General features: G+C 72.5%; 14 protein-coding genes and 2 pseudogenes. 4 read left to right on the top strand and 12 right to left on the bottom strand.

Annotated elements, in window-relative coordinates:
• Positions 1–4 precede the first annotated feature (4 nt).
• The 6 genes and pseudogenes from AB0H75_RS36435 to AB0H75_RS36410 all read right to left on the bottom strand — a co-directional run bounded on the left by AB0H75_RS36435 (position 5) and on the right by AB0H75_RS36410 (position 7,498).
• A complete protein-coding gene (locus tag AB0H75_RS36435) occupies positions 5–1,486 on the bottom strand; it encodes an NADH-quinone oxidoreductase subunit N (protein WP_367804207.1) in 1,482 nt (493 codons plus the stop codon).
• Positions 1,483–3,168, bottom strand: coding sequence for a NuoM family protein (locus tag AB0H75_RS36430; RefSeq protein ID WP_367804206.1), 1,686 nt, complete (start codon positions 3,166–3,168; stop codon positions 1,483–1,485). Before AB0H75_RS36430 ends, AB0H75_RS36435 begins: the two co-directional genes overlap by 4 nt.
• A 115-nt stretch (positions 3,169–3,283) precedes the next feature.
• Positions 3,284–5,275, bottom strand: coding sequence for an NADH-quinone oxidoreductase subunit L (locus tag AB0H75_RS36425; RefSeq protein WP_367804205.1), 1,992 nt, complete (start codon positions 5,273–5,275; stop codon positions 3,284–3,286).
• 200 nt (positions 5,276–5,475) lie between these two features.
• Positions 5,476–5,760: pseudogene (nuoK, locus tag AB0H75_RS36420) on the bottom strand (NADH-quinone oxidoreductase subunit NuoK); the annotation flags it as partial.
• The gene (locus AB0H75_RS36415) at positions 5,760–6,389 is read right to left on the bottom strand and encodes an NADH-quinone oxidoreductase subunit J (RefSeq protein ID WP_367804204.1); all 630 of its coding nucleotides are present in this window, start codon (positions 6,387–6,389) and stop codon (positions 5,760–5,762) included. The gene AB0H75_RS36415 and the pseudogene nuoK, both read right to left, overlap by 1 nt.
• Positions 6,386–7,498, bottom strand: coding sequence for a 4Fe-4S binding protein (locus AB0H75_RS36410; RefSeq protein WP_367804203.1), 1,113 nt, complete (start codon positions 7,496–7,498; stop codon positions 6,386–6,388). The genes AB0H75_RS36415 and AB0H75_RS36410 overlap by 4 nt, the downstream gene beginning before the upstream one ends.
• A 210-nt stretch (positions 7,499–7,708) precedes the next feature.
• Between AB0H75_RS36410 and AB0H75_RS36405 the strand changes: the two genes are divergently transcribed.
• Together AB0H75_RS36405 and AB0H75_RS36400 are read left to right on the top strand one after the other, a co-directional pair.
• On the top strand, positions 7,709–8,995 hold the full coding sequence (locus tag AB0H75_RS36405; RefSeq protein ID WP_367804202.1) for a serine/threonine-protein kinase: 1,287 nt from the start codon (positions 7,709–7,711) through the stop codon (positions 8,993–8,995).
• A 149-nt stretch (positions 8,996–9,144) separates the two neighbouring features.
• Entirely contained in the window at positions 9,145–9,702 is a 558-nt protein-coding gene (locus tag AB0H75_RS36400; protein WP_367804201.1) for a hypothetical protein, read from the top strand.
• 39 nt (positions 9,703–9,741) lie between these two features.
• Here the strand turns inward: AB0H75_RS36400 and AB0H75_RS36395 are convergent, their stop codons facing one another.
• The 6 genes and pseudogenes from AB0H75_RS36395 to AB0H75_RS36370 form a co-directional block, all read right to left on the bottom strand.
• Positions 9,742–10,815, bottom strand: coding sequence for an IS110 family transposase (locus AB0H75_RS36395; RefSeq protein WP_367804200.1), 1,074 nt, complete (start codon positions 10,813–10,815; stop codon positions 9,742–9,744).
• A 225-nt stretch (positions 10,816–11,040) separates the two neighbouring features.
• The gene (locus AB0H75_RS36390) at positions 11,041–11,988 is read right to left on the bottom strand and encodes a hypothetical protein (RefSeq protein WP_367804199.1); all 948 of its coding nucleotides are present in this window, start codon (positions 11,986–11,988) and stop codon (positions 11,041–11,043) included.
• Positions 11,989–12,046: 58 nt separating this feature from the next.
• Positions 12,047–12,958 (bottom strand): annotated as a pseudogene (locus tag AB0H75_RS36385) (NADH-quinone oxidoreductase subunit H); the annotation flags it as partial.
• A gap of 50 nt (positions 12,959–13,008) precedes the next feature.
• On the bottom strand, positions 13,009–13,569 hold the full coding sequence (locus AB0H75_RS36380) for an NADH-quinone oxidoreductase subunit C (protein WP_367804198.1): 561 nt from the start codon (positions 13,567–13,569) through the stop codon (positions 13,009–13,011).
• Positions 13,566–14,063, bottom strand: a complete 498-nt coding sequence (locus tag AB0H75_RS36375) for an NADH-quinone oxidoreductase subunit B (protein ID WP_367804343.1) — start codon at positions 14,061–14,063, stop codon at positions 13,566–13,568. Before AB0H75_RS36375 ends, AB0H75_RS36380 begins: the two co-directional genes overlap by 4 nt.
• Before the next feature lie 112 nt (positions 14,064–14,175).
• On the bottom strand, positions 14,176–14,547 hold the full coding sequence (locus AB0H75_RS36370; protein ID WP_367804197.1) for an NADH-quinone oxidoreductase subunit A: 372 nt from the start codon (positions 14,545–14,547) through the stop codon (positions 14,176–14,178).
• A 128-nt stretch (positions 14,548–14,675) separates the two neighbouring features.
• On the opposite strand from AB0H75_RS36370, the gene AB0H75_RS36365 reads away from it, so the two are divergent.
• Positions 14,676–16,250 carry a polysaccharide deacetylase family protein gene (locus AB0H75_RS36365; RefSeq protein WP_367804196.1) on the top strand — a complete coding sequence of 525 codons (1,575 nt, stop codon included), beginning with the start codon at positions 14,676–14,678 and terminating at the stop codon, positions 16,248–16,250.
• A 33-nt stretch (positions 16,251–16,283) separates the two neighbouring features.
• Complete coding sequence (locus AB0H75_RS36360) at positions 16,284–16,376, top strand: putative leader peptide (RefSeq protein WP_367804195.1); 93 nt, start codon at positions 16,284–16,286, stop codon at positions 16,374–16,376.
• Positions 16,377–16,437: the final 61 nt, after the last annotated feature.

Raw genomic sequence — 16,437 nt, 5'->3', positions numbered from 1 at the left:
CGCGTCAGAGTGACGTCATGTCCAGGACGAGCTGCGGGGCGAGCGAGAACGCGATCGCCACCGCCACGGCCAGGCCCATCGCGGGCCAGACGGCGGGCGGAGGGCGGTGCGCGGCGAGCGGCCGGGCGGCGGCGGCCGGGGTGAACAGGCGGGCGGCCCACAGCGCGTAGTAGTACAGGCCGATCACCGTGTTGACCGCCATGACCAGCGCCAGCCAACCGGCGCCGCCCTCGACGATCGCGCGGAAGACGAACACCTTGGCGAACAGCCCCGCCAGGCCCGGCGGCAGGCCGGCCAGGCACACCAGGCAGAACGCGAGCGCGATGCCCGCCGCCGGGCTCCGCAGGGCCAGGCCGCGGTAGTCGTCGAGGTCGTTGCGCTCGGCGGTCCTGGAGACGAGCAGGACGACGGTGAAGGCGCCGAGGTTCATGGCCGCGTAGATGACGAGGTACGCGACGGACGCGCCGACCGCACCGGGGGCGGCCGCCGTTCCCGCCACGGCCAGCGGGGCCAGGATGTAGCCGGACTGCGCGACCGAGGACCAGGCCAGCAGGCGTACGGCGGAGCGCTGCCGCAGGGCCAGCAGGTTTCCCGCCGTCATGGTCAGCGCGCTGACGACGGCCACGATCGGCCCCCAGGTCGCGTGCTGGCCGGGCAGCGCCGTGACCAGGACGAGGATCAGCCCCGCGAACCCGCTCGCCTTGGACACCACCGACAACAACGCCGCCACCGGCACCGGCGCGCCCTGGTAGACGTCGGCCGCCCAGGCGTGGAACGGCACGGCGGCGACCTTGAAGCCGAACCCGGCCACCACGAGCACGACGCCGACCGCGACGACGGGGATCGGCGCCCGGCCGGCGAGCGCCGCGGCCAGGCCGGACAGGTGGACCGTGCCCGTCATCCCGTACAGCAGGGACAGGCCGAACAGCATGACCGCCGTGGACACGACGGACACCACGAACAGCTTCACCGCCGCCTCGGAGGCGCGGCCGTCGTAGCGTTTGAGCGCGGTGAGGGCGAAGACCGGCAGCGAGACCAGTTCGAGCGCCACCAGGAGCATGACGAGATCGCGGGAGGCCGGCAGGGTCACCGCGCCCACGAGGGTGCACAGCAGGAGGAAGTACCACTCCCCCGCCGGGACGGTGCCGCCGGCCAGCTCGGTCATGGACATCAGCACGATCACCACGGCGGCGGCCAGCACCAGGCCCGCGAGAACCAGGGTGAAGCCGTCCACGACGAACGAGCACGGCGGCCGGGCCCCGCCGAGTGCGGGCGGGACGCAGAAGGTGCGCAGCTCGCCCCCGGCGCCCGCCTGGGCGAGGACGAAGCCCAGGGACGCCAGCACCCCGGCCAGCGTGACCAGGCCCAGCGCCGTCCGCGTGCCAGGGCGGCGCGGCAGGAACGCGTCCAGCAGGAGCACCAGCGCGGCCGTGACGGCGAGCACGAGCGGGGGCGCGATCGCGAAGTAGTCGATCTGCTGGCTCATGGCAGGGCTCCCAGCAGGGATTGGACGGCCGGAGTGGTGAGGGAGAGCAGGAGGCCGGGCCAGAGGCCGAGCAGGAGGGTCAGGGCCACCAGCGGGGTCCACGCGAGCAGTTCGTACGGCCTGACGTCGCCCACGCCGGGACCGCGCCCGGGAGCGGTGCGCTGGGCCAGGGCGGTGCTCTGGGCGCCGAGCGGGACGACCGGGCGCTCGTCGGAGCCCTCGCGGACGAGGCGGTCGTCCACGGCCTCGGCGGGGGGCGGCGGCGGTTGCGGGCGGCCGTGGGTGACGCGGGAGAGCATGACCAGGAAGTACGCGGCCGTCAGCACCGCGCCCAGGCCGCCGATCGCCATGTACGCCAGGAACAGGCCGCGCGGCAGCCCGCCGGCCGGCTGGAACGCCCCGAGGAGCGCCAGCATCTCGCCCCAGAACCCGGCCAGCCCCGGCAGCCCGAGCGAGGCGATCGAGGCGAACGTCAGCAACGCGCCCAGGCGCGGCAGCGTGGCCAGCAGGCCGCCGCCCAGCGACGGCATGTCCGCCGTGCCGTAACGCTCCTTGACCGCCCCGGCCAGGAAGAACAGCAGGCCGGTGATCAGGCCGTGGGCGACGTTGGCGAACAGGGCGCCGTTGACGCCGGTCGGGGTGAGCGTGGCGAAGCCCAGCAGGACGAAGCCCATGTGGCCGACCGAGGAGTAGGCGATCATGCGTTTGAGGTCGCGCTGGGCCAGGCAGGCCAGGGACCCGTACACGATGCCGACCACGGCGAGCGCGCCCAGCCACGGCGCGACGGCCGCCGCGCCCTCGGGCAGGACGGGGACGGCGATCCTGGCGAAGCCGTAGGTGCCCATCTTGAGCAGCACGCCGGCCAGCAGCACCGAGCCCACCGTGGGCGCCTCGGTGTGGGCGTCGGGCAGCCAGGTGTGCAGCGGCCACATGGGCGTCTTGACGGCCAGCCCCGCCCCGATCGCCACGAACGCCAGGATCTGCACCGATCTGGCCATCCCGCTGCCGTGCGCCGCGGCCAGGGCCCCGATGTCGAGCGTGCCGGTCTGCGCCCACACCAGCAGCAGGCCGATCAGCATCACCACCGAGCCGAGCAGCGTGTACAGGATGAACTTGATCGACGCGGCGCGCCGGCCCGCGCCGCCCCAGATGCCGATCAGGAAGTACATCGGGACGAGCACGATCTCGAAGAAGACGAAGAAGAGCAGCAGGTCGAGGGCGAGGAACGTGCCGATCATGCCGACTTCGAGCACCAGCAGCGTGAACACCAGCGCCCGCGGCCGGGCCTGCGGGAACGCGCCGGCGGCGCGGGCGCCGTCCCGCGACAGGTGGCCGCCCCGGGACAGGTGGCCGGCCCGCGACAGGTAGACGAAGCACAGGAACGTCAGCAGGGCCGTCAGCGCGACCAGCGGCAGCGAGATGCCGTCGATCCCGAGGTGGAAGCGCAGCCCCAGCCCGGGGATCCAGGGCACGTCCACCTCGAACTGCGGGCTCGCCGGGCGGGCGTGGTCGAACGCCGCCACCAGCAGGGCGGCCAGCGCCAGCGTGACGCCCGACAGGGCCAGGCCGTAGGCACGCAGCACCGGGCGGAGGGCACGCGGGAGGACGAGCAGGCCGAGCGCGCCGAGCAGCGGCACGGCCAGCATCGCGACCGGCGCCCAGCCCATCGTCGCCCCGATCATCCGAGCACCATCCCGGTCATGTGAGCACCATCCCGGTCATGTGAGCACCATCCCGGTCATGTGAGCACCATCCCGGTCATGTGATCATCGCCCCGGTCATCTAGCATCACCGCGGTCACGTGAGCACCACCGCCCCCACCGCGATCAGCAGGACGCCCGCCAGCAGGCCGCTGACGTAGAGCTGGACGTTGCCGTTCTGGGCCAGGCGCAGCAGGCCGGCCAGGCCGCGGGCCGACCTGCCCGAGCCGCGTACCGCCCCGTCCACGACCACGTCGTCCGTCCTGACGACGAGCCTGCTGAGGGCCAGGACCGGGCGGACGAACAGCGCGGCGTAGGCGCGGTCGACGTGGAACGCCTGCTCGCAGGGCACGCGGAGCGGGCCGAGCAGGCGGGCGGGGTCGGCGAGCGGGTCCGTGCGCCAGAACGCGTAGACCGTGCCCGCGCCGAGCAGCGCGAGCACGACGCCGGCGGCCGCCACGCCGGGCTCCACGTGCAGCCCGCCGGCCAGCCCCAGCAGGAGGGCGGGAACGGCCAGCAGCACGACGGGGACCAGCATCGTCCGCGGGGCCTCGGTGACGTCCACGATGTGGGCCGTGCCGGGCGCCGGCTCGGGCAGCGCCACCGCCCTGGCCTCGCCGAAGAACGTCCGCAGCCAGGCTCTGGTCGCGTACGCGCCGGTGACGGCCACGGTCGCGAGCGCGCAGCCGTAGAGCAGGAGGGCGGCGGCGCCGGCGAGCGGGCCGGCGGTCACGGCGTCGTCCATGGCGGCCAGGACCGCGTCCTTGCTGAAGAAGCCGCTGGCCGGGGGGATGCCCATCAGCGCGGCCAGGCCGATCGTCATCGTCACGAACGTGACCGGCAGCTCGCGGCGCAGGCCGCCCATGCGGGTCATGAGGTTGGAGCCGACGTGGTGGATCACCGCGCCCGCGCACAGGAACAGCAGCGCCTTGAACGCGCCGTGCGCCAGCAGGTGGAAGACGGCCGCGGTGTCGGAGCCCGCCGCCAGGCCGCCGGCCATGTAGGCGAGCTGGCTGACCGTGGAGTAGGCGAGGACCCGCTTGAGGTCGTCCTGGGCGAGGGCGGCGAGGGCGGCGCCGAGCATGCCCAGGGCGGCCAGCACCGCCAGCACGTCCATCGTGGGCGGCGCGGCCTGGAACGCCGGGAAGAGCCGCGCCACGATGAAGATCCCGGCGGCGACCATGGTCGCGGCGTGGATGAGGGCGCTGATCGGCGTCGGGCCGGCCATCGCGTCGGGGAGCCAGGTGTGCAGCGGGACCTGGGCGCTCTTGCCCGCCACCCCCGCCAGCAGGAGCAGCGTGGCGACGACGAGCGTGGACGTGGACATCTCCGGCACCCCGGCCAGGACGTCGGCGATGCGGAAACTGCCCGCGCCCATGCCCAGGACGAAGATCCCGAACAGGAAGCCGACGTCGCCCAGGCGGGTCACGAGGAACGCCTTCACGGCGGCGCGCGAGTTGCCGGTGTCCTCCCACCAGTGGCCGATGAGGAGGTACGAGCACAGGCCCATGATCTCCCAGCCGACGTAGAGGACCAGGAGGTCGCCCGCGTAGACCACCAGCAGCATGGCGCTGGTGAACAGGCTGATGAAGGCGCTGTAGGAGGGGTAGCGCGGGTCGTCGGCGAGGTAGCCGACCGAGTAGACCTGCACGGCCAGGGCCACGAGGGTGACCAGGACGCCGAGGAGGGCGGACAGGTCGTCGGCCTGGAGGACGAGCGAGATCGGGACGCCGCCCGTGGTCAGGGTGCCGTAGGTCCGGCCGGTCGGCGCCCCCGGGGCGGAGGAGGCTCCGTCGAGGAAGGCGAACCCCCGGTCCCAGGACAGCCAGCCGGCCAGGACGGCGGAGGCCGCGGTGGGCAGGATCGCGATCCAGGCCGCCCGCCTGTTGGCCCGCTCGTCGGCCCGCTCGTCGGCTCGCTCATCGATCCGCTCGTCGGCCCACTCGTCAGCCCGTCTGTCCGCCGCTCGTGCGGTCTTGGCGGCAGCGGTGGCGGCCGCGGGCCGGCGGTGCGGCCAGCGGGCGAGCAGCAGGCCCGCGAAGGCGGCGGCGAAGGGCAGGAGGACGGCCAGCAGCGGGAACGTCGTCATGGCGTGCCCCTTTCTCGCCTGATGGCCTGCCCGCCGCCGCGGCCTCCCTCGACCTCGGCCGCCACCTCGGACGGCTCCCGCACGGTGGAGGACGCTGTGGAGGGCGCTGTGGAGGGCGCCGTGGAAGGCGTTGCTGGAGGGAGGCCGGTCCGGGGCTCCGGGGTGGCGGTGGCGGGCGGGGGCTCGGCCAGGGCGCGCAGGCGGTCGATGTCGACGGTGCGGCGGTTGCGGTAGAGGGCCAGGACGATCGCCAGGCCCAGGCCGACCTCGGCGGCCGCGATGACGATGACGAAGAGGGTCAGGACCTGGCCGCTGTGCAGGCGGTCGGCCAGCCAGACGTCGAACGCGACCAGGTTGAGGTTGACGGCGTTGAGCATCAGCTCGACCGACATGAGCACGAGAATCGTGTTGCGGCGGGCGAGCACGCCGTAGACGCCGATCGAGAACAGGAGCGCGGAGACGACCGCCGGGTAGACGATGTGCACTACTGGCTCCCGGTCGTGTGGTCGGGGTCGGGTGCGCGGCCGGAGGGGTCGGCGCCGTCCGTGGCGGGGGCGGCTCCCGCGGCCGTCGGGGGCGATCCGCCGGGGATGTCCGTACGGGACAGGACGATGGCGCCGATCAGGGCGGCGAGCAGGAGGACGGACAGCGCCTCGAACGGGAGCACCCAGGTGGCGAAGATGCTCGCCCCCAGCTCCCTGGCCGCGCCCTGGCCGGCGGCGAGCGGGGTGTAGGCCGTGCGGAAGCCGTCGATGACCACCGTGACCAGGACGGCCGCCGTCGCGAGGGCGACCAGGGCGGAGACGAGGCGGTTGCCGCTGTCGAGGTCGGAGGAGCGGCCGATCGGGGCGCGGGTGAGCATGATGCCGAACAACATCAGCACCACGATCGCGCCCACGTAGATGAGCACCTGGACCCAGGCCACGAACTCGGCCGTCAGCACGAGGTAGCAGCCCGCCAGGGCACCGAAGCAGACCACGAGCCAGAGGGCGGCATGAACGAGTTGCCTGGTCGTGACGACGAGCAGCGCCGATCCAACCGCTACCGCTCCCAGCAGCAAGAAGACGATCTCTTGCCCGGTGGGTGACAGGTAGGAGGGCACCGCCTCGGTCACGACTCCTCCTCGGACTCCTTCGGATCGTCAGGGCCGAGCCTGCCGGGCGGGCGGATGGACCGTGGATCGGCCATCCGGCGCCGGCGAGGGCTCGGTGCAGCAGTCTGCACCCCCGGGTCGGGCTCCGATTGCGGCTCGCCCGAAGCTGTGGACAACTTCTCGGAAGTTGGCTCGCCTGTGGATGAAGACGCCTCGTGCGGTGGTTCTCCCCCGGCCGGGGGTTGGTCGGCCGGTCGCTGGCCGGCCGGTCGCTGGTCGGCTGGTCGCTGGTCGGCTGGTTGGGTGCCGGCTGGTCGCGTGGTGGCCGATTCTGCGCCGGTGGTGGCCAATTGTGCGTCGGTGGTGGTGGCTGATGGGGCGTGGGGTGCCTGGTCGTCGGGCGTTCCGGCTTCCGGTGTACGCGGAGCGGGGGTTTCGTCCGTGGGCTGGGGCGGCAGGGCGCCGGGCGGGCGGATCGCGCGGACGTCGGTCGTCGCGCGACGGGCGCGAGCGGGCCTGCCCGGCTCCGGGGACCCGCCTGCGGCGCCCGATGCCGGGTCCTGGTCCGGGGCGGGAGCGGCGGCGGGACGAGCGGGGCGGGTGGGGGTGTCGCGGGTGGGGGCCGAGGGGGTCGTTCGGGGGGTGGGGGTGTCGCGGGTGGGGGTCGAGGGGGTCGTTCGGGGGGTGGGGCGGCGGGGGGCGGCTGTGAGCTCCTTCGGGGGCTCGGCCCCCGGGTCGTGTGCCGGGGGCGGGGGGACCGTCCGGGCCCAGCCGGCCAGGGTGTCCTTCTCGTGCAGGAGGTCGCGCAGGTCGCCCCCGGCGTACTCGAACTCCGGGGACCAGAACAGGGCGTCGAAGGGGCAGACCTCGACGCAGATGCCGCAGTACATGCACAGGGCGAAGTCGATGGCGAAGCGGTCGAGGACGTTGCGCTGGCGCGGGCGGCCGCCTTCGGGGGCCGGAAGGGTCTCTTTGTGGGAATCGATGTAGATGCACCAGTCAGGGCATTCCCGGGCGCACAGCATGCAGGAGGTGCAGTTTTCCTCGACCAGGGCGATGACGCCCCGGCTGCGGGCCGGAAGGGCGGGCTTGACCTCGGGATATTGCTGCGTAACGGATTTGCGCAGCATGTGGCGAAGAGTGATGGACAGCCCCTTCACCAGTCCGACTCCCGGTATCCGCGCCATGGTTCAACATCATGGCGCAAGTGGGCCCGCTCGTGAATGTGCGGGGGCCGTTGTCCCCAGGTTTTCCACAGCCATCCACAGAATGAGGGGTGGTTATCCACAAGCTGAGCACATGCCCGGTATGAACCACGACGGGGCGATAGTCTTCCCGCCATGCAGCACAGCGAAGCGGTCCGCCCGAGCGGCGGGGCGTGGGCGGCCGCCGTCGTGTGGGCCTGCCTGCCCCTGTTGACGTGCGGGCTGGCGACCCCGTTCACCATCGGGTTCGCCGCGTACTGGCTGCGGAGCAGTTTCCAGGTCGCGGCCGCCTCGGCCTACCTCGTCTGCATCGGCTCCTTCGTGATCGGCGCGCTCTCGTACGACAACGTCGAGGACATCCCGCAGCCGCTCCAGGCCCTGGTGTCCCTGGGGCTGGTCGTGGCCTGGCTCGGCGGGGTGATCCACAGCGGGATACTGGTGCCGAGGATGGTCCGGGCGCGGTTGCGCTCGCCGGTGTACCCGCACCAGCACGTGCACCCCCAGTGGCCCGCGCACGCCGGCATGGGCGGCGGGCGGCACCCTCACCCGCCGCGTGACCAGCGGCACGTCCCCGCCGCCGGCGATCCGCGCCGGACGCACCAGGCGAGCCTGCACCAGCGCACCACCGAGCCCACCTACCAGCGGCGGCCCGGCGAGCCCCAGTGGATCGGGCACTACCGGGTGGTCAGGTCGCTCGGGCGCGGCGGGCAGGGGGCCGTGTACCTGGCGGCGGCGCCCAACGGGACGCGGGTGGCCGTCAAGGTGCTGCACGACCTCGTGGACGAGACGGCGCGGGCGAGGTTCGCGCGGGAGGTCGAGGCGGCGCGGCGGGTGGCGACGTTCTCCACGGCCCGGGTCCTCGACGTCGACATCAGCGGGCAGTTCCCCTACATCGTCAGCGAGTTCGTGGACGGGCCCTCGCTGGAGCAGCTGGTCAAGAAGCACGGGCCACGGGACGAGGACAGCCTGACGCGGCTGGCTCTGTCCACAGCCGGTGCGCTGGCGGCCATCCACAAGGCGGGCGTCGTCCACAGGGACTTCAAGCCGAGCAACGTGCTGATCGGGCCGGACGGGCCCCGGGTGATCGACTTCGGGATCGCGCGCGGGCTCGACCAGATGACGCTGACCGCCGGGAAGATGGTGGGCACCCCGCCCTACATGTCGCCGGAGCAGCTGACGGGCGAGCCGGTGGGGCCGGCCTCGGACGTGTTCAGCTGGGCGGTGACGATGACGTTCGCGGCCACGGGGCGGCCGGCGTTCGGCGAGGACACGGTGCCGGCGGTGTTCAACCGGGTGCTCACGGTCCATCCCGACCTGTCGCCGCTGCCGCCCGGGTTGCGGGGGATCGTGGGCTCCTGCCTCAGCAAGCGTCCGGAGGAGCGGCCGTCGGCCTCGGACGTGATGCTGGCGATCATCCATTAGGGAGCCGTTCGATCACGGCCGTCACCCGGTTCGCCGACAGGCGCCGGGCCGCTCGCAGCGGGTGCTCGCGGTTCCGTACGGCGTCCTTGCGCACGAGGCGGAGCCCAACTAAGTTGAGGGCAATTTCAAGTTGAGGAGGGCCTCACCTTATGACCCGCACCATCGTGATCACCGTGGGCAGCAGCGAGGAGGGCGGGCGGCGCCTGCGCGCGGAGGTGCCGGGGGCCCGCTTCGTCCGGGCCGACCTCAGCTCCCCGCACCAGACCCGTGACCTGGTGGAACGGCTGCGTGCCGAGCATCTTGCGATCGACGCGCTGGTGCTGGCCGCGTTCCGGTTCAACCGGGTCCGTGTGGAGACCGAGGACGGCTTCGAGCACACCTTCGCCCTCTACGTGATCAACCGCTGGCTCATGGCCGAGGGGCTGCGCGACCCCTTGGAGAAGGCCGAGGCGCCGGTGATCGTCAACCTGTGCGGCGCCGGGCGGGGCGGCCGGATCCGCTGGGACGACCTCCAGCTCAGGAACGGGTACTGGACGGTCACCGCGACCATGCAGGGCGCCAGGGCCGGCGAGCTGCTGGGAGCGGCCTACGCCGCCGGGCACCCGGAGGCGGCTGGGCACCCGGAGACGGCCGGGCGCCCGGAGGCAGGCGGGCTTACCAAGTACGTGCTGTACAACCCGGTGTTCGTGGCGGCCGGGCCCGCGTGACGGCCGGGGCCGGAGCTGATGAGGATGCTCCTATTGATGTCAATCGCCGGGGCGGTGATCGTTTCTGGTGATGACCTGGTAGAGCTCGCGGGCGATGTAGCGCTTGAGGCAGCGGATGATCTCTTTCTTGGACAGGCCGTCTTGGGTGCGTCGTTCCATGTAGGCGCGGGTGCGGGGGTCCCAGCGCAGGCGGACCAGGGCGATGCGGTAGAGGGCGGCGTTGGCTTGGCGGTCGCCGCCGCGGTTGAGGCGGTGGCGGTGGGTCTTGCCGGAGGAGGCGGGGATCGGAGCGACGCCGCAGAGCATGGCGAAGGCGGCCTCGGAACTGAGCCGGTCGTGGTTTTCGCCGGCGGTGACCAGGAGCTGGCCGGCGGTGTCGGGGCCCAGGCCGTGCACGGCGAGCAGGGCAGGGTTGATGGCGGCCACCAGGGGTTCCAGCAGCTCGTCGAGGTCGTTGATCTCCGCGGCGAGCTGCTGGTGGCGGCGGGCCAGGGACCGCAGTGCGATCATCGTCGCGGTGGCTGGGTCCTGGGCGTGTGCGGGGTCGGGGCGCAGCGCGGCACAGATGGCGATGAGCTTTTTGACGGGCAGGCCACGCAGCTGGGTGCGCAGGTCGTCGGGGGCGGTGACGATCAGGGCCTTGATCTGGCGCTGGGCATCGGCACGCTGGTCAACGGCCGAGCGGCGGGCGATGCGCAGACAGCGCAGGGCTTCCACCCGGCCATCGCGCTGCTTGGGCGTGCCGGTCCGTTCGCCGGCCAGCGCCGCCTTGGCCGCCTGGATCGCATCGATCGGGTCGGACTTGCCCTGGAAGCGTCGGGCTTTGCGGTCGGGCCGGTCGACCTCACTGAGGTTCATCTCCTGGCGGCGCAGGTAACGGGCCAGCCCGGCACCGTAGGCGCCGGTCCCTTCGATGCCCACGACCCTCACGGTGCCAAACGACCGCATCCAGGTCAGCAGCGCGGCGTAGCCGGCGGTGTCGGCGGGGAACTGCTCGGTGCCCAGCACGCGGCCAACGTGGTCGATCACGGCTGCGGTGTGCGTGTCCTGGTGGGTGTCGACACCACCGGCGACTTCGTCGATGGTCGGGATGTCGGGTGTAATGGAGGGCATCGTCGTCCTGTCGTTCTCAACCGTTGGGCAGGGCGGCACGCACCGGCCGGGCAGGCGGACAAGACAGAGAAGGGGCCTCTGGCCAGGCTCCTATGAGGTCACAACGCCACGTCCGATGGGTGCGGGGAGCACCTCCCACGCCAGTCCGACAGATCCCGTTGAAGACCCGAGGTCAGTCAGAGGGTGAGTCAGGACTGGCGGGAGGTGCTCCCCCCATCATCTCTGTCAGGGGGTGGCGGACCTGGCGGAGCCGGCCAGGTTCAGGTACTCGTCGCGGGTCAGGGCCAGCACGGCCAGGGTCAGGTCGTTGCGCCTGGCGAAGCGGTCGAGCTCGTCCGGGGACCAGGGGCCGGGCAGGTGGTGGAGTGGGATGCCGAGACTGTCCTGGATGAACAGGCCCCTCAGGTCCTCGTGGCGGTAGAGGAGCAGCCCGGCGGCCTGGCCGGGCTCCCGGCCGCGGCGCATCGTGGCCAGGGGGCGGTCGCCCTGGACGATCTCCAGCTTGCAGGGCTGCCGGCCCACCAGGCAGGGCCCGGACACCGGCCCGGCGATCGAGCCCCGCCGCGCCCGCCAGCGGTGCACCCGCGCGCTGATGGGACGTGACATGAGCAGGGCGGGGCTGAAGAAGCCGAGGAACAGCCATTTCGCTTCGAGCAGCTCCACCAGGAACCGCCCGAGGGTGGACATCCCCCGCCAGGCGAACCCCATGCCGTTGGCGCTCAGCAACGCCATCACGGCCAGCCCGGCCGCCCCCGCGCACACCGTCGCCGCCTTCCGCCGCCGGGTGAACCCCTGGCCGCGCGCCAGGCCAGACAGGCGCCGCCGGCCGGGGGCGCGGGCCGCGAGGCACACGCGGACGCGGTCGGCGCTCTGGTGGCGGCTCTCCGAGACCGGGATCCTGGCCTGCTCGGCGAAGTCCTTCAGGTCCGCGACGTTCCAGCCGCCGGGCAGGTCGAGCAGGACGAGGCCGTCGGCGTCCAGCGCGGCCACCCCGCGCAGCCCTCTGGAGCCCGCGCGCTCGTAGCCGTAGGAGTAGAGGCCGGCGGGCGTGACCGTGGCCGTCGCGCCACTGGCGTGGTCGGTGACGGTCAGGGTGCCCGCGCGGGCGGTCATCGCCGTCCGCGGGCGCCGGCCCTTCGCTGTCGCGCCCGCCACCGGGACGAGTTCGTACACGGGCCGCCGTCCTTCCGCGAGAGGGCCCCGACTGTAGGACGGACGGCCGGTCAGGGTTTCACAGCAGCACCTTCACCACGCCGGTGAGGGCGAGCTGGCCGAGCGCCAGCGGCACCAGGACGGCCCAGGCCAGTTTCTGGAGCTGGTCCTCGCGCAGCCGCGGGTAGGTCACCCGCAGCCAGATGACCACGAACGACAGCGCGAACACCTTGACCAGCGTCCACAACCACCCCGGCAGGAGCGGCCCGTGCCACCCGCCCAGGAACAACACGGTCGTCAGCAGCGACAGCACGACGATCCCGACGTACTCGGCGAGCATGAACAGCGCGAAGCGCATGCCGGTGTACTCGGTCATCGGCCCCATGATGATCTCGGACTCGGCGATCGGCATGTCGAACGGCGGCCGCCGCAGCTCGGCCAGCCCGGCCAGGAAGAAGACCACGCCGCCGACCGCCTGCCACGGCAGCCACCACCACTGCCACGCCTCGACGATGCCGGGGATGGACAGCGTCCCTGCGGCCATCGCGACCGAGGAGGCGGCCAGGACCAGCGGCAGCTCGTACGACATGAGCTGGGCCGCCGTGCGCATGCCGCCGAGCACGGAGTACTTGTTGGCCGAGGCCCACCCCGCCATGATCGCCCCGAGCACGCCCACGCCCATGACCGCCAGCACGAAGAACAGGCCGAGGTCGAGGTCGACGGCCACGAAGTCGCGGTCGAACGGGATGGCGATGAGCATCACCAGGTAAGGCACCAGCGCCACCCCGGGCGCGATCATGAAGACGCGGCGGTCGGCCGCGGCCGGGATGACGTCCTCCTTCTGGGCGAACTTGACGCCGTCGGCGATGAGCTGCGCCCAGCCGTGGAAGCCCCCGGCGTACATGGGGCCGAGGCGCGACTGCATGTGGGCCATGACCTTGTGCTCGGTCTGCCCCACGATCAGGGGCAGCACCAGGAACACGACGAGGATGGCGGCGAAGCTCAGCACCACGTGCAGCAGCATCGGACGGCTCCAGCGGGTCAGGTGGGCGGGGTGCCCCAGTCGGCGGGGACGCCGGGCGGCAGGGTGCGGCGGCGGCTCGGGGCGCCGTGCCCGGACTCGCCCGGCTCCTTCGCGCCGGGCCAGGGCTTGGCGACGCGGGCGGCCAGGATGAAGTCCTTGCGCAGCGGATGGCCCTCGAAGCCGTCGGGCAGCAGCAGGGGCACGAGGTTGGGGTGGCCGTCGAAGACGACGCCGAACATCTCGTACGTCTCGCGCTCGTGCCAGTCGGCCCCCCGGTAGACGCCGACGGCGCTGGGCAGGCGGGGGTCGGCGCGCGGGACGGCCGTGCGCAGGAGCAGCCGCTCGCCGGCGGCCGGGTGGTAGACGTGCGCGACGACCTGGAAGGTGTCGGGCGGCTCGTCCACGCCGGTCAGCCAGTCGAAGAAGACGTGGCCGAGGTCGTCGCGGGCGAAGGTCAGCAGCCCGATCCAGTCGGCGGGCCCGACGTCCACGGTGACATCGCCGTAGGACTCGGAGACGCGGGCGCGCTCGCCGAACCGCTCGCCGACGCGCTCGTGGAGCGCCGGGGAGGAGGTCACGCCTCCTCCCGCGGGGAGCCCTGGGAGGAGCCGGGCGAGCCGTGCGGGCGCGACCACACGTAGCGGTCGCTGAGGCGTTCGCCGGCGATCTTCTCCTGCAGCTTGGTGATGCCGTACAGCAGCGCCTCGGGGCGGGGCGGGCAGCCGGGGACGTAGACGTCCACGGGGATGATCTGGTCGACGCCGTTCGTCACGCAGTAGGAGTCCCAGTAGGGGCCGCCGGTGTTGGAGCAGGCGCCGAACGAGATGACGTATTTGGGGTCGGGCATCTGCTCGTAGAGGCGCTTGACGGCGGGGGCCATCTTGTCGGTGACCGTGCCGGAGACGATCATGAGGTCGGCCTGGCGCGGGCCGTTGGCGAACGGGATGACCCCGAACCTGATGAAGTCGTGCCGGCTCATGGACGTGGCCACGAACTCGATGGCGCAGCAGGCCAGCCCGAAGTTGAACACCCACAGGGAGTAGCGGCGGCCCCAGTTGAGCACGAAGCGCATCGGCTTGGGCGCCAGCCGCGAGATCGGGCCCACGGTGGGCATCGGGAGATCCGTCGCTGCCATGCTCCCCATTCTCGCGCGGATCAGCGGCAACGCCAAGAAAGCCCGGGATCTAGGTCCAGGTGAGCACCCGCTTGCGCCAGGCGTAGACGATGCCGAGCGCGATGAAGGCCAGGAAGACGAACATCTCCACGAGCGTGGTCAGGCCGAAGCCGGGCGCGTCGAAGACCGTGGCCCAGGGGAACAGGAAGACCGCGTCCACGGCGAAGACGACGTACAGATAGGTGAAGACGTAGTAGCGGACCTGCGACTGCGCCCATCCCTCGCCGACCGGGTCGATGCCGCACTCGTACGTGGTCAGCTTCTCCGGCGTGGGGCGGGTCGGGCGGAGCAGGCGGTTGGCCATGAGGGCGCCGGCCACGATGGCGACGCCGATGGCGAACAGCGCGGCGACCAGCGCGTACGACCCGAAGTAGCCGTCCATGGCGCGATCGTAACCCGCCCGCCCCGGGGAGCCCAGGGGCGCCGCCAAACCCAGGATCCGGCAAAACCTCCCACCTCATCACCTCAAAGCGGGATAAACAGCAAGATCGCTCTCATAATCTGACATACATGCACAAAACGCGATCCGTTGCTGGAATCGCTCTGCTGGTCCTCTCCGCCGGAGGATGCGGGCTGGCCGCGGCCTCCCCCGAGCGGGACGTCATGGTCCCGGCAGAGCCGACGCTGATCGACTTCGTCGACCCGGCGTCCGTCCCCGGCCTGTCCCCCAGGACGCTCACGGACGGCCGCGCCGCCCGGGGATCGCGTTACGTGCACATCGCCTACCCGGAGCTGGCCGACGCGCCCGCGCTCGGCAGGGCGCTGCGCGAGCAGGCGCGGCGGCAGCTGCGCGACTTCCGCGAGCGGGCCGGCGACGAGATCACCGGCGGCCCGCGGCCGGAGCTGAACGTGGACTGGCAGCTCGCCGCCGCCTCCCCCCAGGCGGTCGCGGTCCGGCTGCGCAGCGGCGAGTTCACCGGAACGGGCTGGGAGAACTCCACGCGCACGCTCTGGTACGACCCGCGCGCCGGCCGGGCGACGGGCTCGGCCGGGTTGCTCGCCGGCGGCGACGCCCTGCGGCGGCTGGCCGCGCTGGTCAGGCAGCAGCTCAAGAGCCGCGGCGCGCAGGTCGAGCGGAACGAGGTCACGGGGGAAGGCGACCAGTTCGACTCGATGGCCTTCAACCGCGACGGGGACCTGGTCGTGGAGTTCGACGACTGCCAGCTCGCGCCGTGCCGGCTCGGCCGGCTGGCCGTGGCGGTGCCGGCGGGCCGGGCGACGCCGCTGCTGTCGGAGTTCGGCCGCCGCGCCCAGCAGGCCACGGCCGAGCGCCACAACCCGGCCCCGCCCCAGTCGGCGCCCTCCCAGGCGGCACCCTCCCAGACAGCGCCCTCCCGGACGGCACCCTCCCAGGTGGCACCTTCTCAGACGGCACCCTCCGGGACGACGCCCAAGGCCGCGCCGTCCCGAGGCCCCGCGGCGGCCGGTGGCCGCGCGGGCGGTGTGAACTGCGCCACCGCCAAGTGCGTGGCCCTGACCTTCGCCGACGGCCCCGGCCCCTACACCGCCGAGCTGCTGGACGTCCTGCGCCGCGAGGGGGCCCGCGCGACGTTCTTCGTCGTCGGCGCCAGCGCCGCCGCCCAGCCCGGCCTGCTGCGCCGGATGAGCGCGGAGGGCCACCTGGTCGGCAACCACAGCTGGACGCATACGGACCTGTCGAAACAGTCGAGCGCGAAGATCGCCGACTCGCTGGAGCGCACCCGCGGCGCGGTCGCCGCGGCCACCGGGCAGTCGCCGACGCTGGTGCGGCCGCCGTACGGGGCCGTGGGCAAGGATTTGCGCAACGTCGCGAGGGAGAAGGGATACGCGCTGGTCGCCGGGGACGTGGACACCGCGGACCAGCGCGGGGGCACGACCCCAGACATCGCGGATAGGGGTGTGCGCGGCGCCCATCCGGGTGCGATCATCATGATGCACGACATCCGCCGGGAATCCGTGGCCGCCGTTCCGGACATCCTCAAAAGGTTGCGCGGGAAGGGTTACAGCTTCGTCACCGTTCCTGAGTTGTACGGACCTGCCGGCATGCAGGCCGGACACCTGTACAGGTCAGGGAGCGAGCCGTCCCGTAAGCAGCCCCTGACGTAGCGCACGTGTTGGGGGGACGTATAGTTGGCGCTCGTGACCCGAACCGTCCTGTTCGCCCGCCTGCATGTAGACCTCTGCAGGCTCGCGTCCGGACTGTGTCGTCGTTGTTCTCCGACCTCACCCTGACTCCGACCGCGTTTACCCGCATTCGGCGGCGTGCAAACGCGTGACCTTCCGAGGATCTAGC

The organism is Nonomuraea sp. NPDC050783 (genome assembly GCF_040802095.1).
Lineage (GTDB): Bacteria > Actinomycetota > Actinomycetes > Streptosporangiales > Streptosporangiaceae > Nonomuraea.
The sequence above is the reverse complement of the archived record's forward strand: the minus strand, read 5'-3'. Positions and strand labels throughout refer to the sequence as shown.